Consider the following 25,882-nt stretch of genomic DNA (forward strand, 5'->3'; position numbering starts at 1 on the left):
ATGACCGTTTTCAAACGTCTCAGCACCCGGTTGGCCGTCATGTTCGGCGGGCTGTTCGCCCTGGCCCTGCTGCTGATCGCCTTCGCCTCGTATATGGCGATCGTTTCCTATGCCCGCGCTTCCGTCCAGAAAGAGCTTCAGGCCTCGGCCAGCGTGTTCAACCGTATCTGGACACTGAAATCGGATTCGCTCCAGACCAATGCCGTTCTGCTGTCACGCGACTTCGGCTTCCGCTCGGCCCTGGCGACGCATGACAACGCCACGGTGGATTCCGCCTTTGAAAACTTGCAGACGCGCCTCAACATCCAGACCGGTCTGGTGATCGGCGCCGACGGACAACCCCTGGCCGGCGACCGCGGCAATCTGGGCCAGAACCTGGCCGCCGCCCTGGCTTCGCGTAATGAATTCAACGCGCTTAACGGCATCATCTCGGTCGACAGCCACCCCTACCAGGCCGTCGCCGCGCCGGTCATGGCGCCGGATCGCCTGGGCTGGGTCGTTTTCGCCCAGCAGCTCGACGCGGGGGAAATGCGCAGCCTGCAGGGCCTGGCCTCCATCCCTATCAAGGCCAGCATCCTGACCCAGACACGCGGCGGACTGTGGCTGGGACCGGACGAACTGACCGGCGATTACAAGCCCTCTTCCCTGAGCTTCTTCATCGACCAGAGCCTGCAGTCCAAATCCGCCAGCCTGATCAATTCCAGCCATGGCACCATGATCGCGGTGGCCACCTCCCTGCCCAATATCGACAGCCAGCAGAGAAGCGTGCTCCTGCTCAGCTATCCTCTGAGCGCCGCCCTGCACGCCTATCAATCCCTGCTGACCGTCCTGCTGGCCATCGGCCTCTTCGGGCTTGCCGCTGTCGTGGCGGCCAGCCTGTATCTGGCGCGCAATCTGACCCGCCCGATCCTGGCGCTCAAGGACGCCGCCTTCGCCCTGCGTGACGGCAAGCCAGGCCTGGTCCGCATCACCACCCATGACGAGATGGCCGACCTGGCCACGGCCTTCAACGACATGGCCGTCTCCATCGAGGAGCGCGAACGCGATATCACCCGGTTGGCCAAGACCGACATCGCCACCGACCTGCCAAACCGTTCCGCCTTCGAAGACCATATCGCCGAGGCGCGCGAAGCGGCCCATGAAAAGGGAAATGACAAGGGTATTGTGATCATCTGCATCGGCATAGATCGCTACGCCCATATCCGCGCGGTCTGGGGCGTGGCCTATGCCCATACCCTGACGGGCCGCCTGCAGGACATCCTGATCCGCCTGTTCTCAAAGGCCTTCATCGCCCGTCTATCGGCCGATACACTCGGCCTGTGCCTGAGCCCTTGTGATGTAGACCAGGCCCTGCCCCTGGCCCGCGCCATCATCGCCCGTCTCGACAAGCGTATCAAGGTGACCGACGATCAGGGCCTCGACGTCCTGGTTTCACTTGGCGTCTATCATGTGGCCAATGCCCGTCTCACCCCTGACGAAATGATCGAACGCGCCTTGATCGCACTGGACCAGGCCCGCGTCGGCAAGCTGAAGATGGCCCTGTTCGATCCGCGCATCTATTCCGAACTGGCCGACACCCTGCTGCTGACCGACCAGCTGCATGCCGCCCTGCAGAACCGGGCCATGCAGGTCTGGTACCAACCCAAGTTCAGCTATCGCGAAAACCGCATCACGGCGGTCGAAGCCCTGGTGCGCTGGAACCATCCCGAGCGCGGCTACGTGTCTCCGCAACGCTTTGTCCAGATCGCCGAAGAGACCGGCGCCATCCGCGACCTGACCACCCAGGTGCTGCAGACCTGCATCGCCGACCAGGGCCGCCTGAAATCCGCCGGTTTCGACATCGACATCAGCATCAACTATTCCGGCCGCCTGCTGTCCGACGAAGCCTACAATGCCCGCGCCCTGGCCATCTGCGACGAAGCCGTGGGGCAGATCTGCCTGGAAATCACCGAAACCGCCGTCATTGAAGACCCGACCATCGGGCTTGCCGCCATCAACACCTTCGTAGGTCGCGGCCTGGAAATCTCGATCGATGATTTCGGCACCGGCCTGTCATCCTTGGCCTATCTCAAGCAGATACCGGCGCACGAACTGAAGATCGACCGCTCCTTCATCATGGAGATCGAAAGCGGCCAGCGCGATGCCCTGCTGGTGCGCTCAACCATCGACCTGGCCCATGGCCTGGGGATGAAGGTCACGGCCGAAGGCGTGGAAACCGCCGCCGCCTTCACCTTGCTGCAGTCCATGGGCTGCGACATCGCGCAGGGCTACGGCATCGCCAAGCCCATGCCCTTCGGCGACCTGATCCTGTTCATGAACGATTTCAACGGCATGTCCGCACCCAAGGCGAAAATGCCGACCTACCGCAACAAGAAGGCCGTATGACCTGATGGGGATAATCCGGGGAGGTTTCATGTCTGCCCTGATGACCGCCGGTCTGGCGGCCCTAACTCATGCGTCAACCGCTCATGCGGAAACCCAGCTGTTCGACAGCGGCACCTACACGGCCTGGCTCGACCTGCGCCTCAGCCAGACCGATGGTGAGAAAAGCTGGCTCGATGGCGGCTTCGGCAAACTGCGGCATGGCGATGAGACCGCCGCCGATATCGCCCAGGCCGCCATTCTGTGGCAGCCCCACCTGACCGATACCTTGTCCGGCTATGTCCTGCTTCAGGGGCTTTCGGATGCCGAAGTCCCCGTGGGTGTCGAAGAAGCCTATATGCAATGGCGCCCCGTGCCGAAGTCCGGTTTCCGTTTCGCCTTGCGCGCCGGCCAGATGTTCCCGCCGGTCTCGATGGAACACGACGGCACGGGATGGACCACGACACGCACCCTGACTCCCTCGGCCATCAACAGCTGGATCGGTGAGGAGGTGCTGGTGCGCGGGCTGGAAGCCAGTGTGCAGCAGACCTTCGCCGGCCACAGGCTGGGCCTGACCCTGGCCGGCTTCTCGCGTGACGATACAGCCGGCACGCTCCTAAGTTGGCGCGGCTGGGCGCTGCACGACATGTCATCGACTGAGAATACCGAACTGCAACTGCCAGAAGGCGAAGACCAGGGCTGGTACCAGACCTTCCACGATCACCAGGCGCCGGTCTCGAAGCCCATGGTCGAGATCGACGGGCGGCTCGGCTATTATGCACGCCTTGACTGGCGACCGCCCGCCGCCATGGCCTTCAATATGGAATTTTACGACAATCAGGGCGACCCGATGACCGTGCGCAACGGTCAGTGGGGCTGGGCGACACGCTTCTACAATTTAGGCGCCGCCTGGCAGGTTAGCCATCGAAATGAGTTGCTCAGCCAGTACATGACCGGCCTGACTCGCACCGGCTGGCCGGTTGGCCAGGGCCACCGCGTGATCGATGTCGGCTTTGAATCGACCTACCTGCTGTTGTCGCACCGCTATGAAAACAACAGCCGCCTTACCGGCCGTTTCGACTGGTTCGCCACCAAAGACTTCTCGCGCCGCGCCGTCGATGACAATGACGAAACGGGCTACGCCCTCACTGCCGCCTGGATGAAACCGCTCAGCGATCATCTCGACATGAATCTCGAGGGCCTGCATGTCATCAGCGACCGGCCGGCCCGCGCCACGCAAAGCCTGTCACCGCATCAGGCCCAAACCCAGGTGCAGGTTTCGCTCAAATGGCACCTGTAGGTTCGACATCCGCGACAATCTGCTCGACCGTCCATTTGGAGACCGTGCCCGACAGACGACAGGCATTGGCATCGCCCATACGCCACGGCCGGCATTTTAACTGCATGCCATTGAGGTGAATATAAAGACCCTCCGGCTCGAAACGTTCGATCACCGCCCGCACGGTCCGGCCCTCCGGCATTTCGAGATCAAGCGTATCATTGCGATGCAGAGCGCCGCTGCGTATCGTCAGCGTCGTCCCACGCTCCACCTGGCTGTGGCTGGAGCAGGCTGAATGTTGTGACATGATGTCCTGATAACCCTTTCAAGGCTACCTCCCTGTTTCATTATGAGACAAGGTGCCTGATTTCCCGATCAGAAACCAATGCGGAATTGCCGCCGGAAAATAGGTTTAAAATCGACAGCCCGTCACAATCACAGGCTCAGCCTGCTTTTTGCGGGTCCTCGTCAGGCTCTTCCCTGACGCGCCCGCGGAAAGCCGACTGCCCGTCGAGTTCATTGGCCGGCCGCGGAATAGCCACGGTGTTGCGGTCGCGGTCCAATGCCGGCGTGCCGCCCGAAGGCGGGTGGGATGTCGGGGTACTGGCCATGTAAGCCTCCTGCGTGAAGCGTGGAGAATAACGCATCGGATATAAGGATTCCGAGTTGCCTGCCGAACACGGCCATAAGGCCTGCGTAAGTCGAAACGTCCGACGGATAGCCCTTCGCATCCAGGCCCTGGGAATGATTTCGATCACATTGCCGTGTGTAACTCGCTTTTCCGGCGCATGGACAAACGCCCTCTGCTTTGTGCCCTTAAATGGTGGAGGCGGTAGCTCGATGCCTCTCCACTCAAACGGATTTAACCTCCCTACACCATGAACCTGCGCGGGCCGGACGCTATTCTGGCCTGGTTGGCAGAGCGGAAAACACGCAGCACAATCCCGCGCCGGACCTCGCCCTTGCCTACCTGAATAAAGCCGTAAGACTCTCGCTGGCATCGGGATAGGGCGGCAATACAGATCACATACGAAAATCCGGCCACAGGTCTGACTGTATGCATTAATCAGCATAAGATCGAAAAATCTCTGCAAAATTACATGAAATTTTTGATTTTTATTTAAAAATAAGGAAAATAATTTTCATTTTTATGAGTATTTTATTTTAAATAGTGTCTCATAATTTTTAATTTTCATAAAAAATGCACTTAAGCCCTTCGCATTTGGCACGGCCTGCACAACCAGCATCAATTACATGCCTGCAATATAATCCCGTTGCGATGTTCGTTAAAATTCCCCATTTAGTTGAATTTCCGAAATAAAAGTGCTTTTAAAAAACTTGAAACCGCGTTATACACGATTAAATCTTTATTAACGCTCTGGGCCCACCTGCGGCTTTTTTATGTCACGGATGATACCCAACCTGTATTTGTAAATCCTGTGGTCGCGTAACTGTTAAAATTTATCAGTAAGATTTATCTCCTTACCTTAGTAAAGCCGTGACGATAATTAAGAAAAAAATCGTCCGGTCTCTGTAATAAATGCCAGCCAGACAAGCACTCTGTCCGACCGCCGGATGAGTGTGTTCATAACACTACAAGCGGAATTCGCGGGAAAGAAACACGATGAGAGTCGATGCAGACAGCTGGAGCCATATCGGCGATCAGAGTGCTGAGCTGACGCTGGAATCGAACATCCCGCAACCGGCGACACCAGGATCGCCGGTCAGCCCGCCCCATTCAATTCCAGATGGGAAATCACGGCCAGAACCGCTAACGGACACCTTCCGCGAAGCCGTCATTGCCCTGATTCCGGCACTGCGCGCCCATGCTGCCACGCGCGCGGGTTCGCGCAATGAAGCCGATGACCTGGTCCAGGAAACCCTGACGCGCGCCTGGCGCTATCGCCACAGTTTCCGCGAGGGCAGCAACCTTCAGGCGTGGCTGCGTAAGATCATGCAGAACTGCCTGTATCAATCCCTCGCCCGGCAGCGCGATACGGTTGAGGATGTCGAAGGCCGTTGGGCGGCCCAGCAGGCCGTGGCGCCGTCTCAGGAATGGCACATCCACTATGCCGACATGCTGAGCGCCCTCGATCGCTTGCCGCCGGACGCCCGCGCCGCCCTGGTGCTGATCGGTGCCTCGGGCTGGTCCTACGAGGAAGCCGCCCTGCTGGCCAATTGCCCGGTCGGCACGTTGAAAAGTCGCGTCAACCGGGCACGAGAAAAGCTGGCCAGCCTGATCGGCAATACTGACCTGCCGGCGGACCGGCGTACGCCCTCCCGTTCAGCCGCACCCCCTGCCCCGTTTCGTGAACAGGCCCGTCAGCCCAGCCTTCAGAAGACGTATCTGCTAAAGCCCAGCCTGCAAAGTACCGAGGAATAACCGTATGCGTGCCGTCCGGCGGACCCAGTCGTCTCTGACAGTTAAACAGATCTTGATCGCAGGCAGCAGCCTGATGGCCCTGATCAGCGCGCCGGCATTTGCCGCCGAGCCCGCCATTGCCACACGCAACATGGCCGCCCCCCCTAACGGCCTGGGGGCTGACTCCCGCCTGACAAGCATCGAGGAGACACTCAAGGCGCAGGACAACCGCCTGTCCCGGCAGGAACAGCGCCTTGCCGAGCAGCAAAAGGCCCTGGCGGCCCAGCAAACAGAAATCGAGAAACTGCGTGCGGAACGCGATGGCCTGCTGGCCGATATCCGGGCTGGTCGCAGCGACGCGACCGATACTGCCGTGCCTTATGCCTCCCTGTCGCCGTCCGCAGACACCACCGCTTCCTCTTCAACCGACGCCACAACCAATTCCGCTTCCCCTTCAAGCGATGGCAGTCTGTCGGGCACCTCCGCGGGCAGCGCGCCCGGCAGCTCGTCCGGCAGCTCGTCTGGCACCATGACCATCGCCCAGGTCGAGCCGATGAAGCCCGATCCCCTGCCGCAACAGCCGGTCGGGGCCGCCCCGCCCCCCAAAAAGGTCGAGGAGGTCGCTGCCCTGCCCGAGCATGTCGGCGTACTGACACCGAAAGGACGCTTCGTCTTCACACCCTCGCTCGACTATGTGCGTTCCAGCTCGAACCGGCTGGTCTTTCGTGGCGTCGAGATCGTACCAGGCATCCAGCTCGGTGTGATTGAGGCCAATGACGCCGACCGCGATTCGGCCGTGGGTACCGTGGCAATGCGTTATGGATTGACCAGCCGGCTGGAGGTCGAGGCGCGTATCCCCTACGTCTATCGCCACGACCGCGTCACCACCCTGGCTCAGCGCGACGAAACCACGACGCGCACCACCGATCTGGATGGGCAGCAGATCGGCGATGTCGAGTTTTCCGCACGCTACCAGATCAATGATGTGCGCCCCGGCCGCGCAATCTTCGTGGCCAATGCCCGCGTGAAACCACCGACAGGTCTGGGCCCCTACGATGTCGGTTATGACGAGTTCGGCGTCGCCACCAGCCTGTCCACCGGCTCCGGCTTCTGGGCGATCGAGGGCGGCATCACCATGCTTTACCCCACCGACCCGGCCGTCATCTTCGCCAGCCTGAGCTATCTGCACAATGTCCCGCGCGACATCAACAAGGAGATTGGCGGCGCCATGGTCGGGCGCGTCGATCCCGGCGATTCCATCGGCGCCAGCCTGGGCTTCGGCCTGGCGCTCAATCCGCGCTTCTCTGTCTCCTTCGGCTACAGCCATAGTTTCATTTTCCCGACGAAGACCGAAATCGGCGGCACCCATCAGCAGTCCAGCAGCCTGCAGGTCGGCTCCCTGCTCATGGGCTGGTCCTATCGCATCAACGACCGCATGACCCTGACCAACAATTTCGAATTCGGCGTCACCAGCGACGCGCCGGACATGCGCATGGTGGTCGCCACGCCGATGAGCTTCTGACCGGCATTTTAGTGTTCCGGACGCCTGTTTCAGCAGCGCCACGCCCGCGCACTGCGCATTCTGGATATTTAATCTTTCGTTAACTATCTTATTGCTTTGCAACGAAAAAATAAATTCGGACATACCGCTTTTCTGAGGGAACCTTTCCCCGGGATCTCGATTTATCTAACTGAAGGACGGTCCTTCAGAATTCATGAATTCGAGGTTCACTAAAATGACCAGCAAAAGCATCAAGTTGTTCGCGTCCGCATCCGCCGTTGCCCTTGGCCTGATGATGGCCGGCGTTGCGTCCGCACAAATCCACAACGAGGCCGACGACGGCTCGACCGGCACGCTCAACGCCTACAATGACAACTCGCTCAACAATGTCGGCAGCACCAACACCACCGATTCCGGTAACAGCGCCAACTCCAACCAGAACAACGACAACTCGACCAACAGCCTGGGCGTATCGGTCGCCGATTCCGGCAATAGCGCCACAAATACCACCACCAACACCGATAATTCGAATAATTCGAACAATTCGAACCACTCGACCAATACGGCGGACTCGAACAACAACAGCTCAATCAATACCAACACGACTCTCGGCGTGACGGATTCTGGAAACTCCTCCAACTCCAACCAGAACAACGATAACTCGACCAACAATGCCTCGCTGGCCGTTACGGACTCCGGCAACACCGCCACCAACAATACCAACAACACAACCAACAACACCGACAATTCCGATAACTCGACCAATACGACCGATTCCGGCAATGTCGCCACGCTCGGCTCTTACAACACCGATAATTCCAATTCCGGAAATACGCTGGGTTCTTACAACACGGACAACTCAGATTCCGGCAATACGGACAGCTCCAACTCCGGCAACACCACTACCGCCTACATCAGTCTGACGAACCAGGATCTGTCGGCCAATGTTACCGGCTCCAGCGTCAGCCTCAGCGCTGCCGATGATGACCAGGACGGCGATCTGAGCACGGGCGATATCGTTGCCCGCGGCGGCTCCTATGCCAATTTCGCCGGCGTGCAGACCGCCAGCTCGAACACCGGCATAGGCTCGGTCAACCAGGCCGCGACGGCTGTATCGGCCAATGCCGATATCAGCTTCACGGGCGGCCAATAACCCTCCGTTGCTGTGACGGCCGGGCGTGCCTGACACGCCCGGCCTCTCCTCCTTCGTTCTCAACATGGCCCTTCCGCCAAAACGGCCTTTCAGAAAGTGTATGCGTCATGTTTTCGATACATCCGAGCCTGCGCTGCCTGACGATAAGCTCATTCGCCCTGATTGCCTTTTCCGCACCGGCATTCGCTCAGGAAGTGCCTCTCCCTCCGGCGCCGGCTGCGCCTGATACACAGGAACCGGCGCCGCTGGCTCTTGAGGAACTGGATGGCATCAGCGCCGAAGGTTCCACCACCAATGTCGTCACCAACCAGAACGTGAATGCCACCAACAGCGGCAACACCATCAATGCCGACACGGTGCAGAATGGCGATATCAACTTCACCGGCAATGCCCTGACCGGTTTCAGCGGCATCGGCAATTTCGTCAACAACACCGGCAATAACAACAACCTGCAGGGCACGATCAGCGTCACCATTACCGGCGCCCCCCTTTCCCAGTAATATCTCCCCCAGTAATATCTCCCCTAGTAATATCCATGAAACACGCCACCGATCTCAGTCTTGCCCTTGCCCTCAGCCTGGCCGCCGCGCTTGTCAGCGCGCCGCAGCTCCATGCCCAGGCCATGCTGAGCGACGGCGGCATGATGTTCGCCGTGCCAGTCACCAGCATGAAGGACATCCCTTTCCGCACCGTCGTGCGCCAGCAATATGATTACAGCTGCGGCTCCGCGGCTCTGGCCACCCTGCTGCACTATCACTACAACATGCCTGTCACCGAGGCTGAGGTGTTCAAGGCCATGTACGCCAGGGGCGACCAGGCCAAGATTCAAAAAGTTGGCTTCTCCCTGCTCGACATCAAGACCTATCTCGCCTCGCGCGGCTTCGAAGCCGATGGCTACAAGCTGACCTTCGACCAGCTGGTCAAGATCAACCGGCCCGCCATAGCGGTCGTCACCGCCGGCGCCTATCGCCATTTCGTCGTCGTCAAGGGCGCGCGCAATGGCAAGGTGCTAATCGGCGATCCCGCCGGCGGCCTGCGCACCTACACCAATGCCGAATTCTCCAAAATATGGAATGGCGTCATCTTCGCCATCCACGCCTCGAAGGGCGTTAATGTCCCTTATAACCGCGATGAGGAATGGAGCCCCTTCGCCCTGGCGCCGCTTGGCCAGCCCATGAGCAACGATTCCCTCTCCAGCTTTACCCGCGAATTGCCGCCGATCTATCAGATAACCACCATGATCGACGTCAACTCACCGAGCACGCCCTGAGTACCGTCATGTTCAAAGCCGCTCTTATCAGCTTCACCGTCGCCCTGTTCGCCCTGCCGGCCCTGGCAGAGGATGAATTTGCGCCGTTGACGACCGATGAGCTGCGCGAACAGGTGGGCGGCCTGCGCACCCCCACCGGCATAGATTTCAACTTCGGCGCCGTCGTCACCACCTATGTCGATGGCCAGGTCGCCCTGCAATCACAGCTGACCTGGACCGACAAGGGCCCGGTGGAAACCACCACCGGCGGGGCGATCACCGGGACCGGCACTTCCGGCATCACGGTCGATCCCTCGGCCTCGGGCGCCTATATACCGGGTGACAATGGCGGCACGGTCGTCCTGCATAGTTTAAGCAATGGCAATATCGGCAGTATTGTACTGAATACCGCCGACAATCGCGACATTACCCAAAACACGGTCATCAGCCTCGACATCCCGCAATTGCAGCAGTTGCAGAAGGATTACAGCCAGCAGAAACTGGAAATGAACCTGCAGGACTCGGTATCACGCGCCCTGGCAAACGCCAGCCATTAGAGAGCCTCCACGATATCCGCCAGAGCCAGCAGGCAGGTTTCGCCCAGCTTGCGCGAACGATCGGGTGACCAGGCCCGCACGGGTTCCGGCGCATCGTCATGATCCTTGAACGGCATTTCCAGCGTCATGGCGATGGCGGTGAAACGCTCGGCCACCGCATTGGTCGAGATGGCCAGGTTGGCCGCGCCAGGCCCCGGAATATCGTAGCCGTACGTCGTCTGGAAATCGGCGGTGCGCGCCATCAGGCGATCGAGATAGGATTGATAAAGCGCTGCCCGCGCTTCGCTCCATGACGGCGTGCCCTCGAAACCGGCCATGAAGACGTGCGGGATCGCCTCATCGCCATGAACATCGATGGCGAAATCGACACCGCTTTTCTGCATGGCATCGAGCACATAAACAATCTCCGGACTGCGTTCCATGGTCGGGCCGCCCCATTCGCGGTTGAGATCGACACCGGCGGCATTGGTGCGCAGATGACCGCGCGCGCTGCCATCCGGGTTCATGTTCAGCACAATGTAAAAAGTCGCCGCCTGGCGCAGGTGCTGCGCCGCCGGATCGCTGCCGGGCAGGAAGGCGATGGCGCCCTCCATCCACCATTCGGCCATGGTCTCACCGGGATGCTGACGGGCATAGAGCCAGACCTTCGCCGGTCCGTCACCCAGGGTGAACAGGTCGAGATCGCGGCCATCGAGCGTCTGGCCAAGCACCCGGTGCGCCATGCCCGGCAGGGTCTTGACCTGCGCGACAAATGCCCGGTGGCGCTGGCTGTCGAAGGGCGCGAAATAGGCGAACCACAGGGTATCGGCGTCCGTCCTGTGCCGGATGGTCAGGACGCCGTTTTCGTATGACGTATCGGCGCACAGCCAGTCGGCATTGTCGGTGCTGACGCGAGCACGATAGTTTTCCCAGCCGCCGGTGTAGGCCGAACCACCAGCATTGGTCAGTCGCAGGGTCAGGTCCACCCCCGCCGCGCCATCGACGCGGAAATAGAACCACTGGTAATAGTGCGAATTATGATCCGGCCGGATCGCCAGATCCCAGGCGCCGCCTTGACCGCTCAGGACCTCGATATTGCCGCCGTCGAAATCGGCCGTGATGGTGATGGACATGGGGCGCTCCGGATCAGACTGTTGCCGGTGTGTCTAGCCGATTTCCCCCTCGCCTGCCCATCACTTTTCACTCTGCCGGGTTATAGACCTTCAGGAAATCGAGCACCGCCTGCGCCGTCGAGCGTTTGGCGGCTTCCGTCGTCAGGCCATGATCATTGCCCGGCAGTTCGACATAGGTCACCGCCTTGCCGGCCTTCTGCAGCGCATCACGCAAGGCCTTACTCTGGCGCAGCGGTACGGCGCTGTCTGCGGTCTGGTGGACCAGCAGAACAGGCGCGCGGATATCGCCGACACGGTTGATCGGTGACAGGGCCGGCCAGCCTGCCGAGTCGCCGAGATAGCCGGTAACAATCGAGACCGAGCCAGGATCGGGGGCGAAGGCGCGCGGCCATTCCGGATCGGCGGTCAGACTGGCGATCTGATCGGGGTCCGGCAGCGGCCGGCGCGCCTTCGCCCAGTCGACATAGTCCCTGACGTCCGATATGCCGTCGATAGACGCAGCACAGCGATAGATATTATCGGCCTCGGCGCCCTTCAGCGCCGCATAGCCGCCATAGCCGGCGCCCACGATACAGACGCGTGACGGATCGGCCAGACCTTCGGATACCAGATAGCTTACCCCATCGGCCAGATCGGATTGCATCAGGCGCCCCCACTGGTTGCGACCTGCCTCCATGAAGGCCCGGCCCGCGCCATCGGAACCGCGATAATTGGGCTGCAGCACCAGATAGCCACGCGAGGCCAGGGTCTGGGCCAGCCAGTCGAAGCCACGGCTGTCATGCGCCTGCGGGCCATCGTGCGGCAGGACGATCAGCGGCAGGCGCTTCGGTTCCGGCTTGGGCGGCAGGGTGATCAGCGCGCTGATCTCCAGTCCGTCTTCGGCCTTGTAGGTAACCACCTTCTGCGAGGCGACCCATTCAGAGGGAACTTCCGGGTGGATATCGCCGATCTCATGGCTCTCGCCGGTGGCGAAATCGACGAAATAATAGGCGCCCGGCTCTTCCCCCCCTTGCGCGAAAATGACCATGCGCCGCGGATCGCGCGCCGTGGAAACCACCTTGACCGCCTGGCCCGGAGCGGCATCCTGCGCCTGCCCGTAAAGCCGGCCAAGAACAGAATCGCCGAGTTTGTAATCCGGCGCCTCACCGGTCTGGACAAAGCCCGCCAGATAACCGGTTTCGGGATGAAAGATCGGCCGGTCCCGCGTGGCGTCGTCCGGTTCCAGCGGCGCGGAGAGACGGCCCTCCGGCGACAGTTCATAATAATGGAATCGGCGGTCGGCGCCCTGGGCCTTGCTGCCGGTTTCCGCATCGAAAATCACGATGGACTGACCATCCCGCCCGAGGCCGGCCATGAACGGCGCGAAGGTGCCATCCCGCGTTACGATCTTGCGCGTCAGGACCGGCTTCCATTTGCCGTCGACCTTGCGCTCGATGCTGAACATCTCGTTGCGGAAGCTGTAGACCGAACGGGCGACGATCTGGCCCTGTTTGTCGATCAGCCAGTCATCGACATAGCGGTTTTCGCGATCGAGATCACCGCCGCCGTCATTGATCAGTTTCCCCTGTCCGGTTTCCGGATCGCTGCGCCACAGATAGACGCGCTTGGTCGGCTGGCCGCTCATCGATTCGGCGCGCAATTCGAGATAGGGGCCGACCAGCTCCACCTTGCCATCCGCCACGACCGGATCAGGCGTACCCAGGGCCAGATTGTTGTACTCGCTCATCCGAACGCCGAGGCCGACTCCGGCGCGTTCGGAGACATTCACCGAAGTCACGGAGGTCTGCGCCCGCACGCCATAATAGACGCAGCCCGGCGTGCTGATCGAATTCAGCAGGCTGAGCATGGCGCTGTTGTCGGCTGAATTGCTCGCCGGGCTGTCCTGTCGGGGCGCCGGCATGCTATTGCTCTGCGAAGCGTTTGCCCCGCTCAGACTGGAGGAATCTGCCTGCTTCTGGGTCGGCCCGCCGCCGCAGGTGCCGCGCAAACCAGTGACTGTGGTCGATATCAGCACATGGTCCTGGTCCGCCCAGGAAATGGCCGAGATATTGCCCGGCTCAAGCTTGACAATGCGCTTGGTTTTGTCCGCCACCCGGTAGGTAACCAGCACATGATAGCCTTCCAGCCAGGTCACAAACGCGACCTGCGCGCCGTCCGGCGACAGGGCCACCTGCTCGATGCGTGGCGGCTTGACGAAGATATCCAGCGGCGGCGGCGCATCGACAGGACGCGGGCGCGCTGTGCCGCGCACCACGATCTGGGTTGGCTCGTCAGCCGCAAAAGCTCCCGATGCGCAACTCAGCGCCAAAAGACTGGCGCCTACTATAAATCGGCCGGATGTCCACAATCCCATGACAAGCCCCCTGAGTGTCTTCTCGTTCCGGCGGCTAAGCCGCTCTTGTACCCGCCAATAGACCGCGAATTGGGTTCGAACGCAAGCGCTTAGCCTACCCCTGGGCCCATCAGGCCCTGGCTGCGGGCAAAATTGGCCAGCAGCTGCGGCCAGATATGATAGGGCATGTTCAGGTCCGGCTTCATGCCGAAGCCATGGCCGCCGGCGGCGAACAGATGCATCTCGACCGGAATGCCCTTTGCCTTCAGGGCGTCGCGCATCACGATGGAATTGGCGACCGGCACCACCGTGTCGTCCTCGGCCTGGACCAGGAAGACCGGCGGGGTGTGGGCGTCGACATTATGGTCCGGCGCATAGCGGGCGGTCTGTTCCGCCGTGGCCGGCGCGCCGAAGAGCGAGGACGTGGTTTCACTATAGGCGATGGCGGGATCGAACGAGATCACCGGATAGATCGGCGCGGCGATGAAGGGCCGGGCATCGAGCGTGTCGGCGGCATCGACCGGGGCATAGAGCGCTTGAGCATGGCGCGTGGCCAGCGAAGCGGTCACGAAACCGCCAGCGCTGAAACCGGCAACGCCCACTCGCGCCGGATCGATGCCGTATTGCGCCGCGTTCTGCCGGATCAGGCGCATGGCGCGCTGGGCATCGACGGTGGCGACATCGGCGGCATTGTCCCAGCCATCATTGGCCAGCCGATAGAACAGCACAAAGCAGCTGACACCCTGCCTGTTGAAGAAATCGGCCAGCTGGTAGCCTTCATGGTCGAAATAGTTCCAGGAAAATCCACCGCCAGGAATGATCAGCATGGCCGCGCCGTTCGGATTGGCCGCCGGGAAGACCGCGATACGTGGCCTGGAAATACCCTGCACACGGCGCAGCTTGCTGGCCGGATCGGTCATGGTCTCTTCGACCAGCTCCTGCATGTCCTTGTGCTTCTGGCCGGGCGCACCCTTCGGCCATAGGTCAATCGTGCCCACCGGTTCGGGCCAGCCGGCAACGGTCTTGGCCGCACCCGGCACCGGGGCCGGAGTCTGCGCCATAACGGCGCCGGCACTCAGGGCCAGAGGTGACAGCAAAAGCGAACGGCGCAGCATATCCATGTGTTTTCTCCCGATTTTGTATTACTTTATCAAAGCACGCCCATTAGGCAAAGAAAAAGGGCAGGACTTTCGCCCTGCCCTTCCGTTTCCTACATCGGGCCGCCGCCGGGGCCACCCCAGCCGCCGGGACCGCGCTGACCATCCCACTTGCGCTCGCCATCCTTGTTGCCACTGGCGCCGCCCAGGGTATAGCTCAGGCCGATCATGAAGACCTGTCCCTGCATGGCGCGGGAAGATTCGCTATGCACCGTATCGGTATCGACTACCGTGCGGAATTTCGCCGTTCGGAAGGGATCCTGCACCGTGACGACCAGCGCCGCCTTCGGCGTATACTGGTGACGATAGGACATGTTGCCCATGCCGAACGGACCGGTATAGCCCTGGCCGGTCAGCTGCTTGCCGCGACCGAAATAGCTGATCTGGAAGCGGTCCTTGGGGCTGATGGTATAATCGAAACTCACACGGCCGCTAAGCGTGGTTGCCTCCTGCTCGCCGGTGCTCGGCGTGCTCAGGCGGTTATAGGCCAGGTTGCCATTGATATTGACCGAGAGCTTCTGGCCAATCTTGCCGCTGTAATTGCCTTCCAGGCCGCCGGCCTTGTTCTCGCCGGCGTTCTGCTTGGTCGTCAGAAGGACCAGGGTATCTGACGGATCGTCCTGCGGCAGATAATAGCTGTAGCTGGTGATGGCGTCTTCGGTCTGGCGGTAGTAGCCACGGATCTGGTAGCTGGTCTGGCCGGCACTGACCTCGTAGCCGACCTCGAACGAGTCGGTTTCGGCCGGCTTCAGGTTCGGGTTACCGGCCGTCACGTTCTGCGGGTCCTGATAGGTCTGGTAGGGGTTCAGATCCTGCGGATTCGGCCGCTGCAGGCGGTGCGAATAGGAGAAACGCAGCTTCTTGCCCGTGCCCAGATCATAGGCGGCAAAGGCGCTGGGGCTGAACTTGGTATAGTCGATATGGCCGGTCGTATCGGTGGTCAGCTCGTCGGTATCAAGGTCCAGGTTTTCGGCGCGCACGCCCCCCTGAATCGTCCACTTTTCTCCAAGCGGCATCTGCCAGGTCACATAACCGGCGCTGATCGTCTGTTTGTAGGCAAAGGCGCTGGTCAGGCCCGCCGCATTGTCGCCCGTGGCCGTGTTGTTGAAGCTGTTGTCGTCGCTGGTGATCTGAAGACCGGTCGTCATCTGCGCTTCGCCGAACGGACGCACATAGTCGACGCTGAAGACGCTGTTGTGGAAATCGCTCTGCGACTTGCGCGTTTCCGGAGAGACGCTGCCATCGGTATAGGTGTTGGTGGCGTCGGTCGTCGTATTGCCGGTCGAACGGCCCAGGCGCCAGTCGACCTTCAGGCTTTCACCGGTCAGGGCACCGATGTGGTTCCAGTTGACGTCAAAGCTGAAATCGTCGCGCGGGCCGGTGCTCTTGGACGTGCGCTGATAGCCGTTCAGCAGGGCGCCATCGGCATTATAGGTCGCGTAGTTTTCCTGGCTGTTGCTGTCCATTTCGCGGCGCGAATAGGCGACCTGGGTGCCCAGCGTATCCTTTTCACCGAGATTGTAATCCAGCCCGACATTGGCGGAGACATTGTCCATCTTGCCTTCGGCATTGCCCGACTGCTCGGTCGTGGTGTCGCTGACCAGGTTTTGCGAGACCGAACCGGTACGGTTGGGGCGATCGTCGTGGCGGATATTGATCCCGCCGGTCAGGGTATATTTGCCGGTGTTGCGCGCCCCGCTGAGCGAGGCATTGTAGCGGCCGTCACCGACATTGGCATTGAACGAGCCACTGGTGCCCGGCTTGCGGTTCTTCTTCATCACCAGGTTGATGATGCCGCCGGAGCCATCGGAGGAGAACTGCGCGCCGGGATTGGTCATCACCTCGATCGAGTCGATATCGCCGGACGACATGGATTGCAGCGCGCCGGCGCGATTATCGCCCTGCATCATCACCGACGGCTTGCCATCGACATAGACCTGCACATTGGAATTGCCGCGCAGGGTGATATTGCCGGTCGGATCGACATTGACCGACGGCACCTTGTTCAGCGCGTCCGACGCTGTGCCGGTCTGGCTGTCGATATCCTTGGTGTTATCATAGACCTGGCGGTCGATCTTGTTCTGCGCCTTCTTGCCCTCGACTACGATGGTCTGGGGCGTATCGTCTGTCTTTGCCGTTGTATCGGTTGCCGGCGCCGGCGTGGTTTGCGGTGCCGGGGCGGCCGTATCCTGCGCCATAGCTGGCAGCGCTACCTGCGCGCCGGCGACGCAGCCGAAAAGGATCAGGCCCTTGAGGCCCGTGGTGGTCAGTCTGTTGGAACGCATCATGCTGCCTGAAAAAAGGTTTCCCCATTCCATCCGTCACGGCCATGAAAACGGCCATGAGCAGGCGGAGGTGTGTCTGTAACGCAAAAGGTCTGACAATCCGTCGCGGGCCATTCACGGCATTATAACGGCGTTCAAACCTGTTGCATTGCGGCCTCTATATCGGCGTGTTTGTGAACCGAACCTGAACAGTTCCGGTATCATCCGGCATCATTTTGCCACGGCCGCCGTCACATCCAGCCGGGCTTTCCACGGGTCTGGCTGGGCCACTGGCACGCCTTCCGCCGAGAAGCTCATCAGCACATCGACCTTCGGATCATATTGCGGCCATGCCGGCAGGCCCGCGCCATTCGGATTGCCATTTTTGGCGAAATTGGCCCAGTAGCTGTTGGTCTGGTCGGCGATCTTCGCGTCCGCCGCCGTCAGCTTGTCGCCATATTTGGCCTTCACCGTATCCATGACATAGGGAATTTCAGTGGCATGCGGTGTGCCGGTCTTCCACTCCGCCTTCATCGAGTCCGCCACATAGCCATAGCGATATTCATAGGTCGGCACCCCTTGTGTCGCCAGGGCGGACGCCACGAAACGCGCCGGCTCGATCATCATCTGATCCATGCCCATGAAATAGCGCACCACCTCGACCGGGAAATTGCCCATCGGGTCATAGGCCGCCTTGGCCTCTTCGATATGACTGCCGAAGGGCGCGAAAGCCGCCTCCTTGGTGGGCGCGAAATTGAAACCGATATCGGCCGTATTGGCGCCGATCATCAGCGGCACCTTGTTGTAATGGCCGGAAAGATAGGCCGCCTGCGGGTCTTCGGCCACGATCCGGCCATCCACCATCGGCCCGCCATAGGTATCCGAGCTCATATTGGCCAGGTTGAGCTTATCGACGATCGCCACCGCCGGCAGGGCGCGCAAACGCGCAAGTGCGGCGGCGTCCGTGCCCTCGATACCGTTCTTCTTCGCCAAAGCCACGCCGAGACTTTCCGACGACGGCAGGTTCGGCAGGTCTTCATGCAACCGGCGCTCGCCCATCAGATTGCCGCGCCCGCCGCCGGATTGCACAATGGCTTTGGCGAACAGCCCCTTGGTGAGCGGTGAGGTCATCAGCATATGGACGCTGCCGCCACCGGCCGATTCACCGAAAATGGTGACATTGGCCGGATCGCCGCCGAAGGCCGCTATATTGGCCTGCACCCATTTCAGCGCCGCGATCTGGTCCATATAGCCGTAATTGCCGAGCAGACCATGATCGGCATCAGCAGCGGTCAGGGCCGGATGACCGAAGAAGCCGAAGCGCCCCAGCCGGTAATTGAAGCTGACCATGATGACGCCCTTCTTCGCGAAGGCCGAACCGTCATAGACCGCCGGCGACGAACCGCCATTGACGAAGCCGCCGCCATAGATCCACACGATCACCGGCAGCTTGCCATGGGCATTGGCGGGCCGCCAGACATTGAGCACCAGACAGTCTTCCGAAGGGGAAGTACCAAGAGGCGCGGCATCGCCACCGAACGGTTCCTGCATGCAGTCATGGCCATAGTGATCCGCCTTGAAGGTCGCCGTCCATTTCGCCGCGGCTTGCGGCGCGCGCCAGCGCAGTTCCCCCACCGGCGGCGCGGCAAACGGAATGCCCTTGAAGCTTTCAACGCCCTCAGCGGTGACGCCCGACACCGGCCCGCTGGCGGTCTTGACCGGCGCCTGCGCACAGGCCGGAAAGGCAGACATGACCGCCAGAGCCGCAACGCTTGCCCACAGATGACGCGCACCAGATACCATGCCAAATGCCATGCCAGATACCATGAAAGCCTCCCTTGATTTTGGCGGTAGCTTACGCCCGCAAAAGCGACACGGTCAATCTGTCATCGGGCAACAAAAAAGGCGGCGAAGGTCTCCCCCTCGCCGCCCGATTTTGATGGTCTCTATGCGCCTACCAAAAGAGGGTATAGAGCGCGATCAGAATGACGATCACGCCTGCCGCCAGCACATTGAAAACCGGCGTCGTCTTGAAGCTGACGCCTTCCAGCGAAAGTGTCGAGACTTCCTTCCTATTCGGCACGATCAGCGACACCAGCACGCAGACGATGGTGGTCGCCACGAACACCCAACCGACGCGGTTCATGAACGGATAGTCGGGCTGGAGATAGGACCATACGGCCGAAATCAGCACGCCGCCCAGAATGGCCGCGAAGGCGCCCGCCGTCGAGCAACGCTTCCAGAACATGCCCAGCGCGAAGATAACCACGATGCCCGGCGTGAAATAGCCGGTGAAGTTCTGGATGAACTGGAAGGCCTGATCTGTCTTGCCGAGCAGCGGCTGCGCCACGGCGATAGCGATAATGACGGCGATCACCGAAGCCACACGACCGACCGTGACCAGCGACTTATCCGTCAGTTCCGGCTTGAGTGGCTGGACGATATCGATGGTGAAGATGGTGGCGATCGAGTTGATCTTGGAAGCGGTCGAGGAAATGACCGCGAAAGTCAGGGCCACGAAGACGAGGCCGAGCAGGCCGGTCGGCAGCAGCTTCATCATTTCCGGATAGGCGTGGTCAGCCACCGACAATTGCGGCGACAGGATCAGGGCGGCCATGCCGGGCACGACGACGATCAGCGGCATCAGCAGCTTCAGATAGGCGGCGAAGGCGATGCCCTTCTGCGCTTCCGGCAGCGACTTGGCGGCCAGGGCCCGCTGGATGATGTACTGGTTGAAGCCCCAGTAGGAGATGTTCATGATCCACATGCCGCCAACGAGCACAGCGATGCCCGGCAGGTCCTTGTAGAAGGGCGAGGACTTATCGAGGATCATATGGAAGTGTTCGGGGAACTGATCTTTCAGAGTGGCAAAACCGCTCATGAAGCCATTCAGCGACTGTTCGCCGCCGATCTTCGACAGCGTCAGACCGGCGATGATCAGACCGCCGATGACCAGCAGGGTGACCTGCACGATATCGGTCAGAGCCACAGCCTTGAGGCCGCCGGAAATCTGGTACAGCAGGGCGAAGACGCCGAGTGCGATCAGCACGGTCACCGGATCGAGGCCGGTCACGGTGGTCACCGCCGTGCCGCCCAGCCACAGGATCGAGGTCAGGTTGACGAAGACGTAGAGGATCAGCCAGAAAATGGCCATCAGGTACTTCACCGACGGTCCGAAACGCTGCTGCAGGAAGCCCGGCATGGTCATGACGCCGTTCTTCAGGAAGACCGGCAGGAAGAACTTGCCGACGATGATCAGGGTAATGGCCGCCATCCATTCATAGGAGGCGATGGCCAGGCCGATGCGGTAGCCGGAACCCGACATGCCTATGATCTGTTCGGCGGAGATATTGGCGGCGATCAGCGAGGCACCGATGGCCCACCACGGCAGGGTGTTACCGGCCAGGAAGTAGCCTTTCGACGAAACTTCCTCGGTCGATTTGCGGCGCGAGACCACCTGGGCCAGGATGAAGATGGAGACGGCGTAGAAAAGCACGATCCAGATATCGAGACTTTTCAGAAAATTCGCCGCCGGCAAATACTGAGCTAAATCAGGCATGTTTCCCCTCTTGAGCGCGTCTTTGGTAACGCTCTTGGTTTATATTATCATACAATTGACACAGCTTGACGGCTGAATCAATGGCGAAATCCCAACAGGTGAAACGGCGGCGATTGGATTCGCCGCTCTGTTCTCATTCGCCCTCCCCGTAAACGGAGAGGGCGAATCGCAAATCACTTCGCCGGACAGGTGGCGTCGCCTTCATCCGATGCCAGGCTGATGCGCGAATAGCTGATCGACAGGGGCTTGTCCGAGGTCAGGGAGAACGGCACGCCCACCTTCGACGGATCGAGACCGGCGGCCACGAAGCAGTCGAGCGTGATCTTCAGCGTCTTCCACTGGCCAACCGGCGCGGTCAGGGCCTGCGAGATGTCGATCTTCTTTTCCGAAGCCAGATCGGCGCCCATGCCCATCAGGACCGGGCCGGCTACAGGGGCATCTAGGCGATAGGTAATCCCCACCGTCATCTTGCCTGTGGTCTGACGGCTGAGATCGACGGCATCGCCGGTGATCGCCGCCTCGCCCGTGCCCTGCCCGCTGAAGACCAGCGAACGCCCGCCTTCCTGCTTGTTATCGGCATCGACCACCGACTGCGTCACCACGCCGTTCGGACTGCCGAAGCTGGTCAGGTCGCCCGGATTGGCGCCAGAACCTTCGATCAGGCTGAGTGTCCACGGCTTCTTGATGCGGCCGCTGGCGAAATAGGTATCGACATTGACCACAGCCACATCGCGCAGGCCGGAATCTTCCGACAGCTGCGGCACATCGCCGATATCATTATAGGTCAGGCCGTAGCCATAGGCGAACAAAGGATCATAGCCGGCGGTGCCGACATTGAGCGGCCCCTGATTGGCGTATTTCGGCCACGAGAAGGTCAGCTTGCCTTTGAAATCATAACGCGGCTGGCGGTTGAGATCGCCGATGATGACATCGGCGATGCCGCCGCCTTCGGTGCCCGGCAGCCAGGCCTCGACAAAGGCGTCGGAGGCATTGATTTCCGGATTGGTCCACAGCGGCCGGCCCGACAGGAAGACGGTGACCACCTTGATCCCGGCCGATTTCAGCTTGTGGATCATCTCCAGATCGGTGCGGTCACCGGTCTGGTAATCGAGATTGGTGCGGTCGCCCTGGAATTCGGCGTACGGATCTTCGCCGATCACCACCACGGCCACATCCGGCTTTTCCTTGTAGAAGCCGTTGTCGCTGAGCGTGGCCGTGCCGCCGGCCTGCTTGACCGCCGCGGCAATGCCTTCATAGATCGACTCGCCATTGGGGAAGTCGGCGCGGGTATTGCCGGTGCCCTGCCAGGTGATGGTCCAGCCGCCGGCCTGCTTGCCGATATCGTTGGCGCCAGACCCGGTGACGAGAATACGCGCGCCCGGATCGAGTGGCAGGGTGTGGTTTTCGTTCTTGATCAGCACCAGGGATTCGCGCACCGCCTGACGGGCGATGGCGCGGTGATCGGGCGAGCCGAGCTGATCCCACTTGCCCGAAAGCGGCCGGTCGAGCGGCGCGCCCAGGGTGAACAGCCCGCCCTTGATCTTGGCGCGCAGGATGCGGCGCACGGCGTCATCGAGGCGCGACATCGGAATGGTGCCGGCCTTCACATCGGCCAGCGTGTTCTCATACATCGGCTTCCACGAATCCGGCGCCATGAACATATCGACACCGGCATTCATCGCCTCCGGGCAATCGTCCTTGGCGCAGCTGGCCAGCTGACGATGGGCGTTCCAGTCGGTGACGGTAAAGCCATCGAAGTGCATGCGCTGCTTGAGCGCACCGGTGATCAAACGCTTGTTGCCGGCCATCTTCTGACCGTTCCATGACGAGAAGGAGATCATGACCGACAGGGTGCCGGCCTGAATCGCCGGCGGATAACCGGCGCCATGGATGCGCGCCAGATCGGCCTCGCTCATCTCGGCATCGCCCTGGTCCTTGCCGTCCTGCGTACCGCCATCACCAAGGAAATGCTTGGCGGTGGACATGATATGGCCCGGCTTGATGCCGTCCATGCCGCCGCGCACCCCCTGCAGGCCATCGACCATGCGGCCGGAATAGGCGGCGACATCGGCCGGGTTTTCCGAATAGCTCTCATAGGCGCGGCCCCAGCGCTTGTCGCGCGCCACGGCCACGGTCGGGGCGAAGGTCCAGTCCACGCCCGCCGCGGCCATTTCGGCGGCGGTGGCGGCGCCGATCTTCTCGATCAGATCGGGATCGTGCATAGCGCCCAGGCCGACATTGTGCGGGAAGATGGTGGCGCCGACGAGATTGGAATGGCCGTGCACCGCATCGATGCCGAACAGCAGCGGGATCGGCGCCTTGGTCGGACGCTCGGCGGCGGCGCGCCAGTAGTCATCGGCCAGTTTCAGCCACTGGTCCGGCGTAGCGCGCTCATTGCCGCCCGGCGAGGAATTACCGCCGGCCAGGATGGAGCCCAGCGGATAGGTCTTGAGGTCTTCCGGCTTGATGAAGTTGATATCGGCCTGGATGGTCTGCCCGACCTTCTCTTCCAGCGTCATCTGGCTCATGATCTCGGTGATCTTCGCCTCGGTGGCCGGATCGACCAGACCCACCGGCGCCAGTTTCTGCCACGCCGGATCAACAGCAATAACGGCGGGGGCGACCGCTTTTTTGGCCACAGCCTTTTTTACCGTTGTTTTTTTCTTGACCGACTTATGCGCGGCCGCCTTGGCCTTGGCTTCCGCCGCTTCCGGCAGGCTGAAACCGAGAACGCACAGCACGCCGAGCGCAGCGCCCAGCATAAGAACCGGCTTGGATGATTTCTGTAACATGGTGCTCCTTAGTCGTTCTTCCTCAACATTTTTATTTTCTCGGATGTAGCACGCTATTCCGGCCTGACAAAGCCATGCATGCGGTTTCCGGAGGGGCCCATTTTATGGTTTATGGTAACCAGAGCCTGAATGTTTAATGACAGCGCTATCACGCAGCGTCAAGGCCGCAAGCCTTTTGCGCGAACCGAAGGCATCCTTTGTGCGGTGCGGGAAAAACTGCGTTTTTTGTCAAAAATGCTTTTTGCTTTCATTATTCATTTGACAGCGTTGTCAGATTTGTTATCACTGTCTCACCCTGTTTCCCCGATGCGCCGGGTCTTATGGATTTTGCGGATCGGGATCTGTGTTTAAAATCATTATGCGGCGCGGCTTCTTTCCCTTTTTCATAGCCGTTTCGCGGTCGTGGTTTTAAAGCGCCTTCTTAAATGTGGCATTATTTGGAAGGCACTGGCCTTATATCCCGATGGACCCCTGGTTCATCGGGTTTTTTTTGCGCGCGTGGCTGGGCTTATTTCAGTAGGATTTAATCCTATTCAGATCTATAGTCCCGGCAGGAGGCCTTTATGCGCACAACCCAGCAATTCAGCATCACCCTACCGAATGACATGGCAACGATGGTCAATGACAAGATCAGTTCGGGCGCCTATGCGTCCGTAAGTGAAGTCATGCGCGATGGCCTCCGCGCCCTTATGGAACGGGATGCCGCCCTTGAAAAATGGCTCAGGGAAGAGGTCGTCGCCGGCCATGCCGAATATCTGACAGATCCTTCCCAAGCCGTTCCCGCCGATCAGATACTCGCCCGCATCAAGGCCCGCCGCACGACGCCTCGCGAGGTGTAGGTGGACGTTATTTTCACACCGCGCGCTGAAAGACAGATCGATGCCCTTCACAGTTATATAACCGAACGCTCCGGTTTTGAGAGTCGCGCGAACGGCTATATCCAGCGTATTGTCGATTACTGCCTGAGCCTGCGGACATTTCCGCTGCGTGGCACCGCGCGTGACGATATCCTGCCGGGCCTGCGTCTCATCGGCTTCGAACGGCGCGTCATGATCGCGTTCAAGGTCGAACCCGATCTGATTCTGATCGAGGGCATTTTCTATGGCGGGCAGGATTTCGAAGCGGCGTTCTAAACCGCCTTGGCCGACTCACGCTCCACCAGCTCGAACGGCAGTTCCCGCCGCATATCGCTGAAGTTCGGCGCATTCTCCTCTGGCGCGGTGCGAGAGAGCAGCATGTCCGCCGCCGCATAGGCCAGATCGGTCACCGGCTGGCGGATAGTCGTCAGATGCGGCCAGACAATCACCGAGCCCGGCGTATCGTCGAAACCGACCACCGACACCTGGTCCGGCACACGCGCCCCCGTCTGCTGGGCATAGGCCATGACGCCGAAGGCCATTTCATCGTTGGAAGCGAAGATGGCGGCTGGCAGATCACCGGGATCGCGGAACAGCGCCCGCGCCGCCTCCAGCCCCGAGGCGAAGCTGTTATAGCCCTGCGCGATGCGGTGCGACGGCGGCTCTATGCCCGCCTCGTGCATCGCCTTGGCGAAGCCATCATAACGCCGGTGCGAGGAACCGTGTTCCGGGTGGCCACGCACAAAGCCGATGTCGGTATGACCATGCGCCAGCAGAAATTTCGTCATCTCATAGGCGGCTTGGACATCGTCCATTTCCACCAGCGCCGAACGGCCGGGGAACAGCGAGGGTGAGACCCGCACATAGGGCACACCGGCCGCTTCCACGGCATCAAGCACCACCGCCATGTCGCACAGGGGCGGCGTCAGCACCACGCCATCCAGCCGGATGGTGGCCAGCAGCGAGGCGATCGCCCGGCCGATGTCCGGCGCCAGGCTGTCCTGCGGTTCGCTGAGCACATGGTAGCCACTCTGGCGGCAACGCTCGATCACGCCCTGCTGCAGGTCGATGACATAGCTGGAGGACGGATTGTCGTACAGAAGCCCGATCAGGAAGCTGCGCGAGCCAGCCAGCGAGCGGGCCAGCAGGTTGGGCCGGTAATGCAGACGTGCGGCAGCCTCTTTCACCTTGGTGCGCGTTTCCTCACGCACGTTCGGCTCATCATTCATCACCCGGGAGACGGTCTTGATCGATACGCCGGCCAGCCGCGCCACGTCATTGATGGTGGAAACCGCGCTGGAAACAGCGGCATCTTTTGCGGTCGGCGCCTTGATCTGCGTCACTCGA

The 25,882-nt window shown here is 60.8% G+C and carries 21 protein-coding genes; 11 read left to right on the forward strand and 10 right to left on the reverse strand.

What is annotated here, in order from left to right:
• Both QM647_RS01690 and QM647_RS01695 read left to right on the forward strand, forming a co-directional pair.
• Window positions 1–2,385: a putative bifunctional diguanylate cyclase/phosphodiesterase gene (locus tag QM647_RS01690; RefSeq protein ID WP_414993732.1), complete on the forward strand. Its 2,385-nt coding sequence runs from the start codon at window positions 1–3 to the stop codon at window positions 2,383–2,385.
• Window positions 2,386–2,413: 28 nt separating this feature from the next.
• Window positions 2,414–3,661: a hypothetical protein gene (locus tag QM647_RS01695; protein ID WP_414993733.1), complete on the forward strand. Its 1,248-nt coding sequence runs from the start codon at window positions 2,414–2,416 to the stop codon at window positions 3,659–3,661.
• Here the strand turns inward: QM647_RS01695 and QM647_RS01700 are convergent.
• On the reverse strand, window positions 3,645–3,947 hold the full coding sequence (locus tag QM647_RS01700; RefSeq protein ID WP_414993734.1) for a hypothetical protein: 303 nt from the start codon (window positions 3,945–3,947) through the stop codon (window positions 3,645–3,647). The two genes, QM647_RS01695 and QM647_RS01700, sit on opposite strands and share 17 nt — an antisense overlap.
• Before the next feature lie 136 nt (window positions 3,948–4,083).
• Window positions 4,084–4,251 (reverse strand): hypothetical protein, encoded by a 168-nt coding sequence (locus QM647_RS01705; protein ID WP_414993735.1) that lies wholly within the window; start codon window positions 4,249–4,251, stop codon window positions 4,084–4,086.
• A 1,013-nt stretch (window positions 4,252–5,264) separates the two neighbouring features.
• On the opposite strand from QM647_RS01705, the gene QM647_RS01710 reads away from it, so the two are divergent.
• From QM647_RS01710 to QM647_RS01735, 6 genes are all read left to right on the forward strand, one after another.
• Window positions 5,265–6,023 carry a sigma-70 family RNA polymerase sigma factor gene (locus tag QM647_RS01710; RefSeq protein WP_414993736.1) on the forward strand — a complete coding sequence of 253 codons (759 nt, stop codon included), beginning with the start codon at window positions 5,265–5,267 and terminating at the stop codon, window positions 6,021–6,023.
• Window positions 6,024–6,096: 73 nt separating this feature from the next.
• The gene (locus QM647_RS01715; protein WP_414993737.1) at window positions 6,097–7,524 is read left to right on the forward strand and encodes a coiled-coil domain-containing protein; all 1,428 of its coding nucleotides are present in this window, start codon (window positions 6,097–6,099) and stop codon (window positions 7,522–7,524) included.
• A 214-nt stretch (window positions 7,525–7,738) separates the two neighbouring features.
• Complete coding sequence (locus tag QM647_RS01720; protein ID WP_414993738.1) at window positions 7,739–8,656, forward strand: hypothetical protein; 918 nt, start codon at window positions 7,739–7,741, stop codon at window positions 8,654–8,656.
• A 107-nt stretch (window positions 8,657–8,763) separates the two neighbouring features.
• Entirely contained in the window at window positions 8,764–9,156 is a 393-nt protein-coding gene (locus tag QM647_RS01725; protein ID WP_414993739.1) for a hypothetical protein, read from the forward strand.
• Between the two features lie 35 nt (window positions 9,157–9,191).
• Window positions 9,192–9,926: a C39 family peptidase gene (locus QM647_RS01730; protein WP_414993740.1), complete on the forward strand. Its 735-nt coding sequence runs from the start codon at window positions 9,192–9,194 to the stop codon at window positions 9,924–9,926.
• Window positions 9,927–9,934: 8 nt separating this feature from the next.
• Window positions 9,935–10,462: a hypothetical protein gene (locus tag QM647_RS01735; protein ID WP_414993741.1), complete on the forward strand. Its 528-nt coding sequence runs from the start codon at window positions 9,935–9,937 to the stop codon at window positions 10,460–10,462.
• Here the strand turns inward: QM647_RS01735 and QM647_RS01740 are convergent.
• From QM647_RS01740 to QM647_RS01770, 7 genes are all read right to left on the reverse strand, one after another.
• Window positions 10,459–11,574, reverse strand: a complete 1,116-nt coding sequence (locus tag QM647_RS01740) for a M14-type cytosolic carboxypeptidase (protein WP_414993742.1) — start codon at window positions 11,572–11,574, stop codon at window positions 10,459–10,461. The genes QM647_RS01735 and QM647_RS01740 overlap by 4 nt on opposite strands.
• A gap of 67 nt (window positions 11,575–11,641) precedes the next feature.
• On the reverse strand, window positions 11,642–13,882 hold the full coding sequence (locus tag QM647_RS01745; protein ID WP_414993743.1) for an alpha/beta hydrolase family protein: 2,241 nt from the start codon (window positions 13,880–13,882) through the stop codon (window positions 11,642–11,644).
• A gap of 134 nt (window positions 13,883–14,016) precedes the next feature.
• Entirely contained in the window at window positions 14,017–15,027 is a 1,011-nt protein-coding gene (locus QM647_RS01750) for an alpha/beta hydrolase (protein WP_414993744.1), read from the reverse strand.
• 89 nt (window positions 15,028–15,116) lie between these two features.
• On the reverse strand, window positions 15,117–17,348 hold the full coding sequence (locus tag QM647_RS01755) for a TonB-dependent receptor domain-containing protein (RefSeq protein WP_414993745.1): 2,232 nt from the start codon (window positions 17,346–17,348) through the stop codon (window positions 15,117–15,119).
• Window positions 17,349–17,558: 210 nt separating this feature from the next.
• Complete coding sequence (locus QM647_RS01760; protein WP_414993746.1) at window positions 17,559–19,154, reverse strand: carboxylesterase/lipase family protein; 1,596 nt, start codon at window positions 19,152–19,154, stop codon at window positions 17,559–17,561.
• A gap of 127 nt (window positions 19,155–19,281) precedes the next feature.
• Window positions 19,282–20,886: a sodium:solute symporter family transporter gene (locus tag QM647_RS01765; protein WP_414993747.1), complete on the reverse strand. Its 1,605-nt coding sequence runs from the start codon at window positions 20,884–20,886 to the stop codon at window positions 19,282–19,284.
• A 173-nt stretch (window positions 20,887–21,059) separates the two neighbouring features.
• Entirely contained in the window at window positions 21,060–23,678 is a 2,619-nt protein-coding gene (locus QM647_RS01770) for a glycoside hydrolase family 3 protein (RefSeq protein WP_414993748.1), read from the reverse strand.
• Between the two features lie 129 nt (window positions 23,679–23,807).
• Between QM647_RS01770 and QM647_RS01775 the strand changes: the two genes are divergently transcribed.
• The 3 genes from QM647_RS01775 (at window position 23,808) to QM647_RS01785 (ending at window position 24,811) form a co-directional block, all read left to right on the forward strand.
• Window positions 23,808–24,029, forward strand: coding sequence for a hypothetical protein (locus QM647_RS01775; protein WP_414993749.1), 222 nt, complete (start codon window positions 23,808–23,810; stop codon window positions 24,027–24,029).
• A gap of 212 nt (window positions 24,030–24,241) precedes the next feature.
• Window positions 24,242–24,517: a type II toxin-antitoxin system ParD family antitoxin gene (locus tag QM647_RS01780; protein ID WP_414993750.1), complete on the forward strand. Its 276-nt coding sequence runs from the start codon at window positions 24,242–24,244 to the stop codon at window positions 24,515–24,517.
• Window positions 24,518–24,811, forward strand: a complete 294-nt coding sequence (locus QM647_RS01785; RefSeq protein WP_414993751.1) for a type II toxin-antitoxin system RelE/ParE family toxin — start codon at window positions 24,518–24,520, stop codon at window positions 24,809–24,811.
• Here QM647_RS01785 and QM647_RS01790 read toward each other — a convergent pair.
• Complete coding sequence (locus QM647_RS01790) at window positions 24,808–25,869, reverse strand: LacI family DNA-binding transcriptional regulator (protein ID WP_414994553.1); 1,062 nt, start codon at window positions 25,867–25,869, stop codon at window positions 24,808–24,810. The genes QM647_RS01785 and QM647_RS01790 overlap by 4 nt on opposite strands.
• Window positions 25,870–25,882 lie beyond the last annotated feature (13 nt).

Origin of the sequence: Asticcacaulis sp. (assembly GCF_047605585.1) — a bacterium.
Taxonomy (GTDB): domain Bacteria; phylum Pseudomonadota; class Alphaproteobacteria; order Caulobacterales; family Caulobacteraceae; genus Asticcacaulis.

What these genes read in the sequence shown, in the direction of transcription:
- QM647_RS01730 (WP_414993740.1), top strand. Translation starts at nt 9,192, where the DNA reads ATGAAACACGCCACCGATCTCAGTCTTGCCCTTGCCCTCAGCCTGGCC.
- QM647_RS01705 (WP_414993735.1), bottom strand. Translation starts at nt 4,251, where the DNA reads ATGGCCAGTACCCCGACATCCCACCCGCCTTCGGGCGGCACGCCGGCA.
- QM647_RS01770 (WP_414993748.1), bottom strand. Translation starts at nt 23,678, where the DNA reads ATGTTACAGAAATCATCCAAGCCGGTTCTTATGCTGGGCGCTGCGCTC.
- QM647_RS01775 (WP_414993749.1), top strand. Translation starts at nt 23,808, where the DNA reads ATGTTTAATGACAGCGCTATCACGCAGCGTCAAGGCCGCAAGCCTTTT.
- QM647_RS01725 (WP_414993739.1), top strand. Translation starts at nt 8,764, where the DNA reads ATGTTTTCGATACATCCGAGCCTGCGCTGCCTGACGATAAGCTCATTC.
- QM647_RS01735 (WP_414993741.1), top strand. Translation starts at nt 9,935, where the DNA reads ATGTTCAAAGCCGCTCTTATCAGCTTCACCGTCGCCCTGTTCGCCCTG.
- QM647_RS01710 (WP_414993736.1), top strand. Translation starts at nt 5,265, where the DNA reads ATGAGAGTCGATGCAGACAGCTGGAGCCATATCGGCGATCAGAGTGCT.
- QM647_RS01715 (WP_414993737.1), top strand. Translation starts at nt 6,097, where the DNA reads ATGGCCCTGATCAGCGCGCCGGCATTTGCCGCCGAGCCCGCCATTGCC.
- QM647_RS01750 (WP_414993744.1), bottom strand. Translation starts at nt 15,027, where the DNA reads ATGGATATGCTGCGCCGTTCGCTTTTGCTGTCACCTCTGGCCCTGAGT.
- QM647_RS01780 (WP_414993750.1), top strand. Translation starts at nt 24,242, where the DNA reads ATGCGCACAACCCAGCAATTCAGCATCACCCTACCGAATGACATGGCA.
- QM647_RS01695 (WP_414993733.1), top strand. Translation starts at nt 2,414, where the DNA reads ATGTCTGCCCTGATGACCGCCGGTCTGGCGGCCCTAACTCATGCGTCA.
- QM647_RS01720 (WP_414993738.1), top strand. Translation starts at nt 7,739, where the DNA reads ATGACCAGCAAAAGCATCAAGTTGTTCGCGTCCGCATCCGCCGTTGCC.
- QM647_RS01740 (WP_414993742.1), bottom strand. Translation starts at nt 11,574, where the DNA reads ATGTCCATCACCATCACGGCCGATTTCGACGGCGGCAATATCGAGGTC.
- QM647_RS01760 (WP_414993746.1), bottom strand. Translation starts at nt 19,154, where the DNA reads ATGGTATCTGGCATGGCATTTGGCATGGTATCTGGTGCGCGTCATCTG.
- QM647_RS01700 (WP_414993734.1), bottom strand. Translation starts at nt 3,947, where the DNA reads ATGTCACAACATTCAGCCTGCTCCAGCCACAGCCAGGTGGAGCGTGGG.
- QM647_RS01690 (WP_414993732.1), top strand. Translation starts at nt 1, where the DNA reads ATGACCGTTTTCAAACGTCTCAGCACCCGGTTGGCCGTCATGTTCGGC.
- QM647_RS01755 (WP_414993745.1), bottom strand. Translation starts at nt 17,348, where the DNA reads ATGCGTTCCAACAGACTGACCACCACGGGCCTCAAGGGCCTGATCCTT.
- QM647_RS01765 (WP_414993747.1), bottom strand. Translation starts at nt 20,886, where the DNA reads ATGCCTGATTTAGCTCAGTATTTGCCGGCGGCGAATTTTCTGAAAAGT.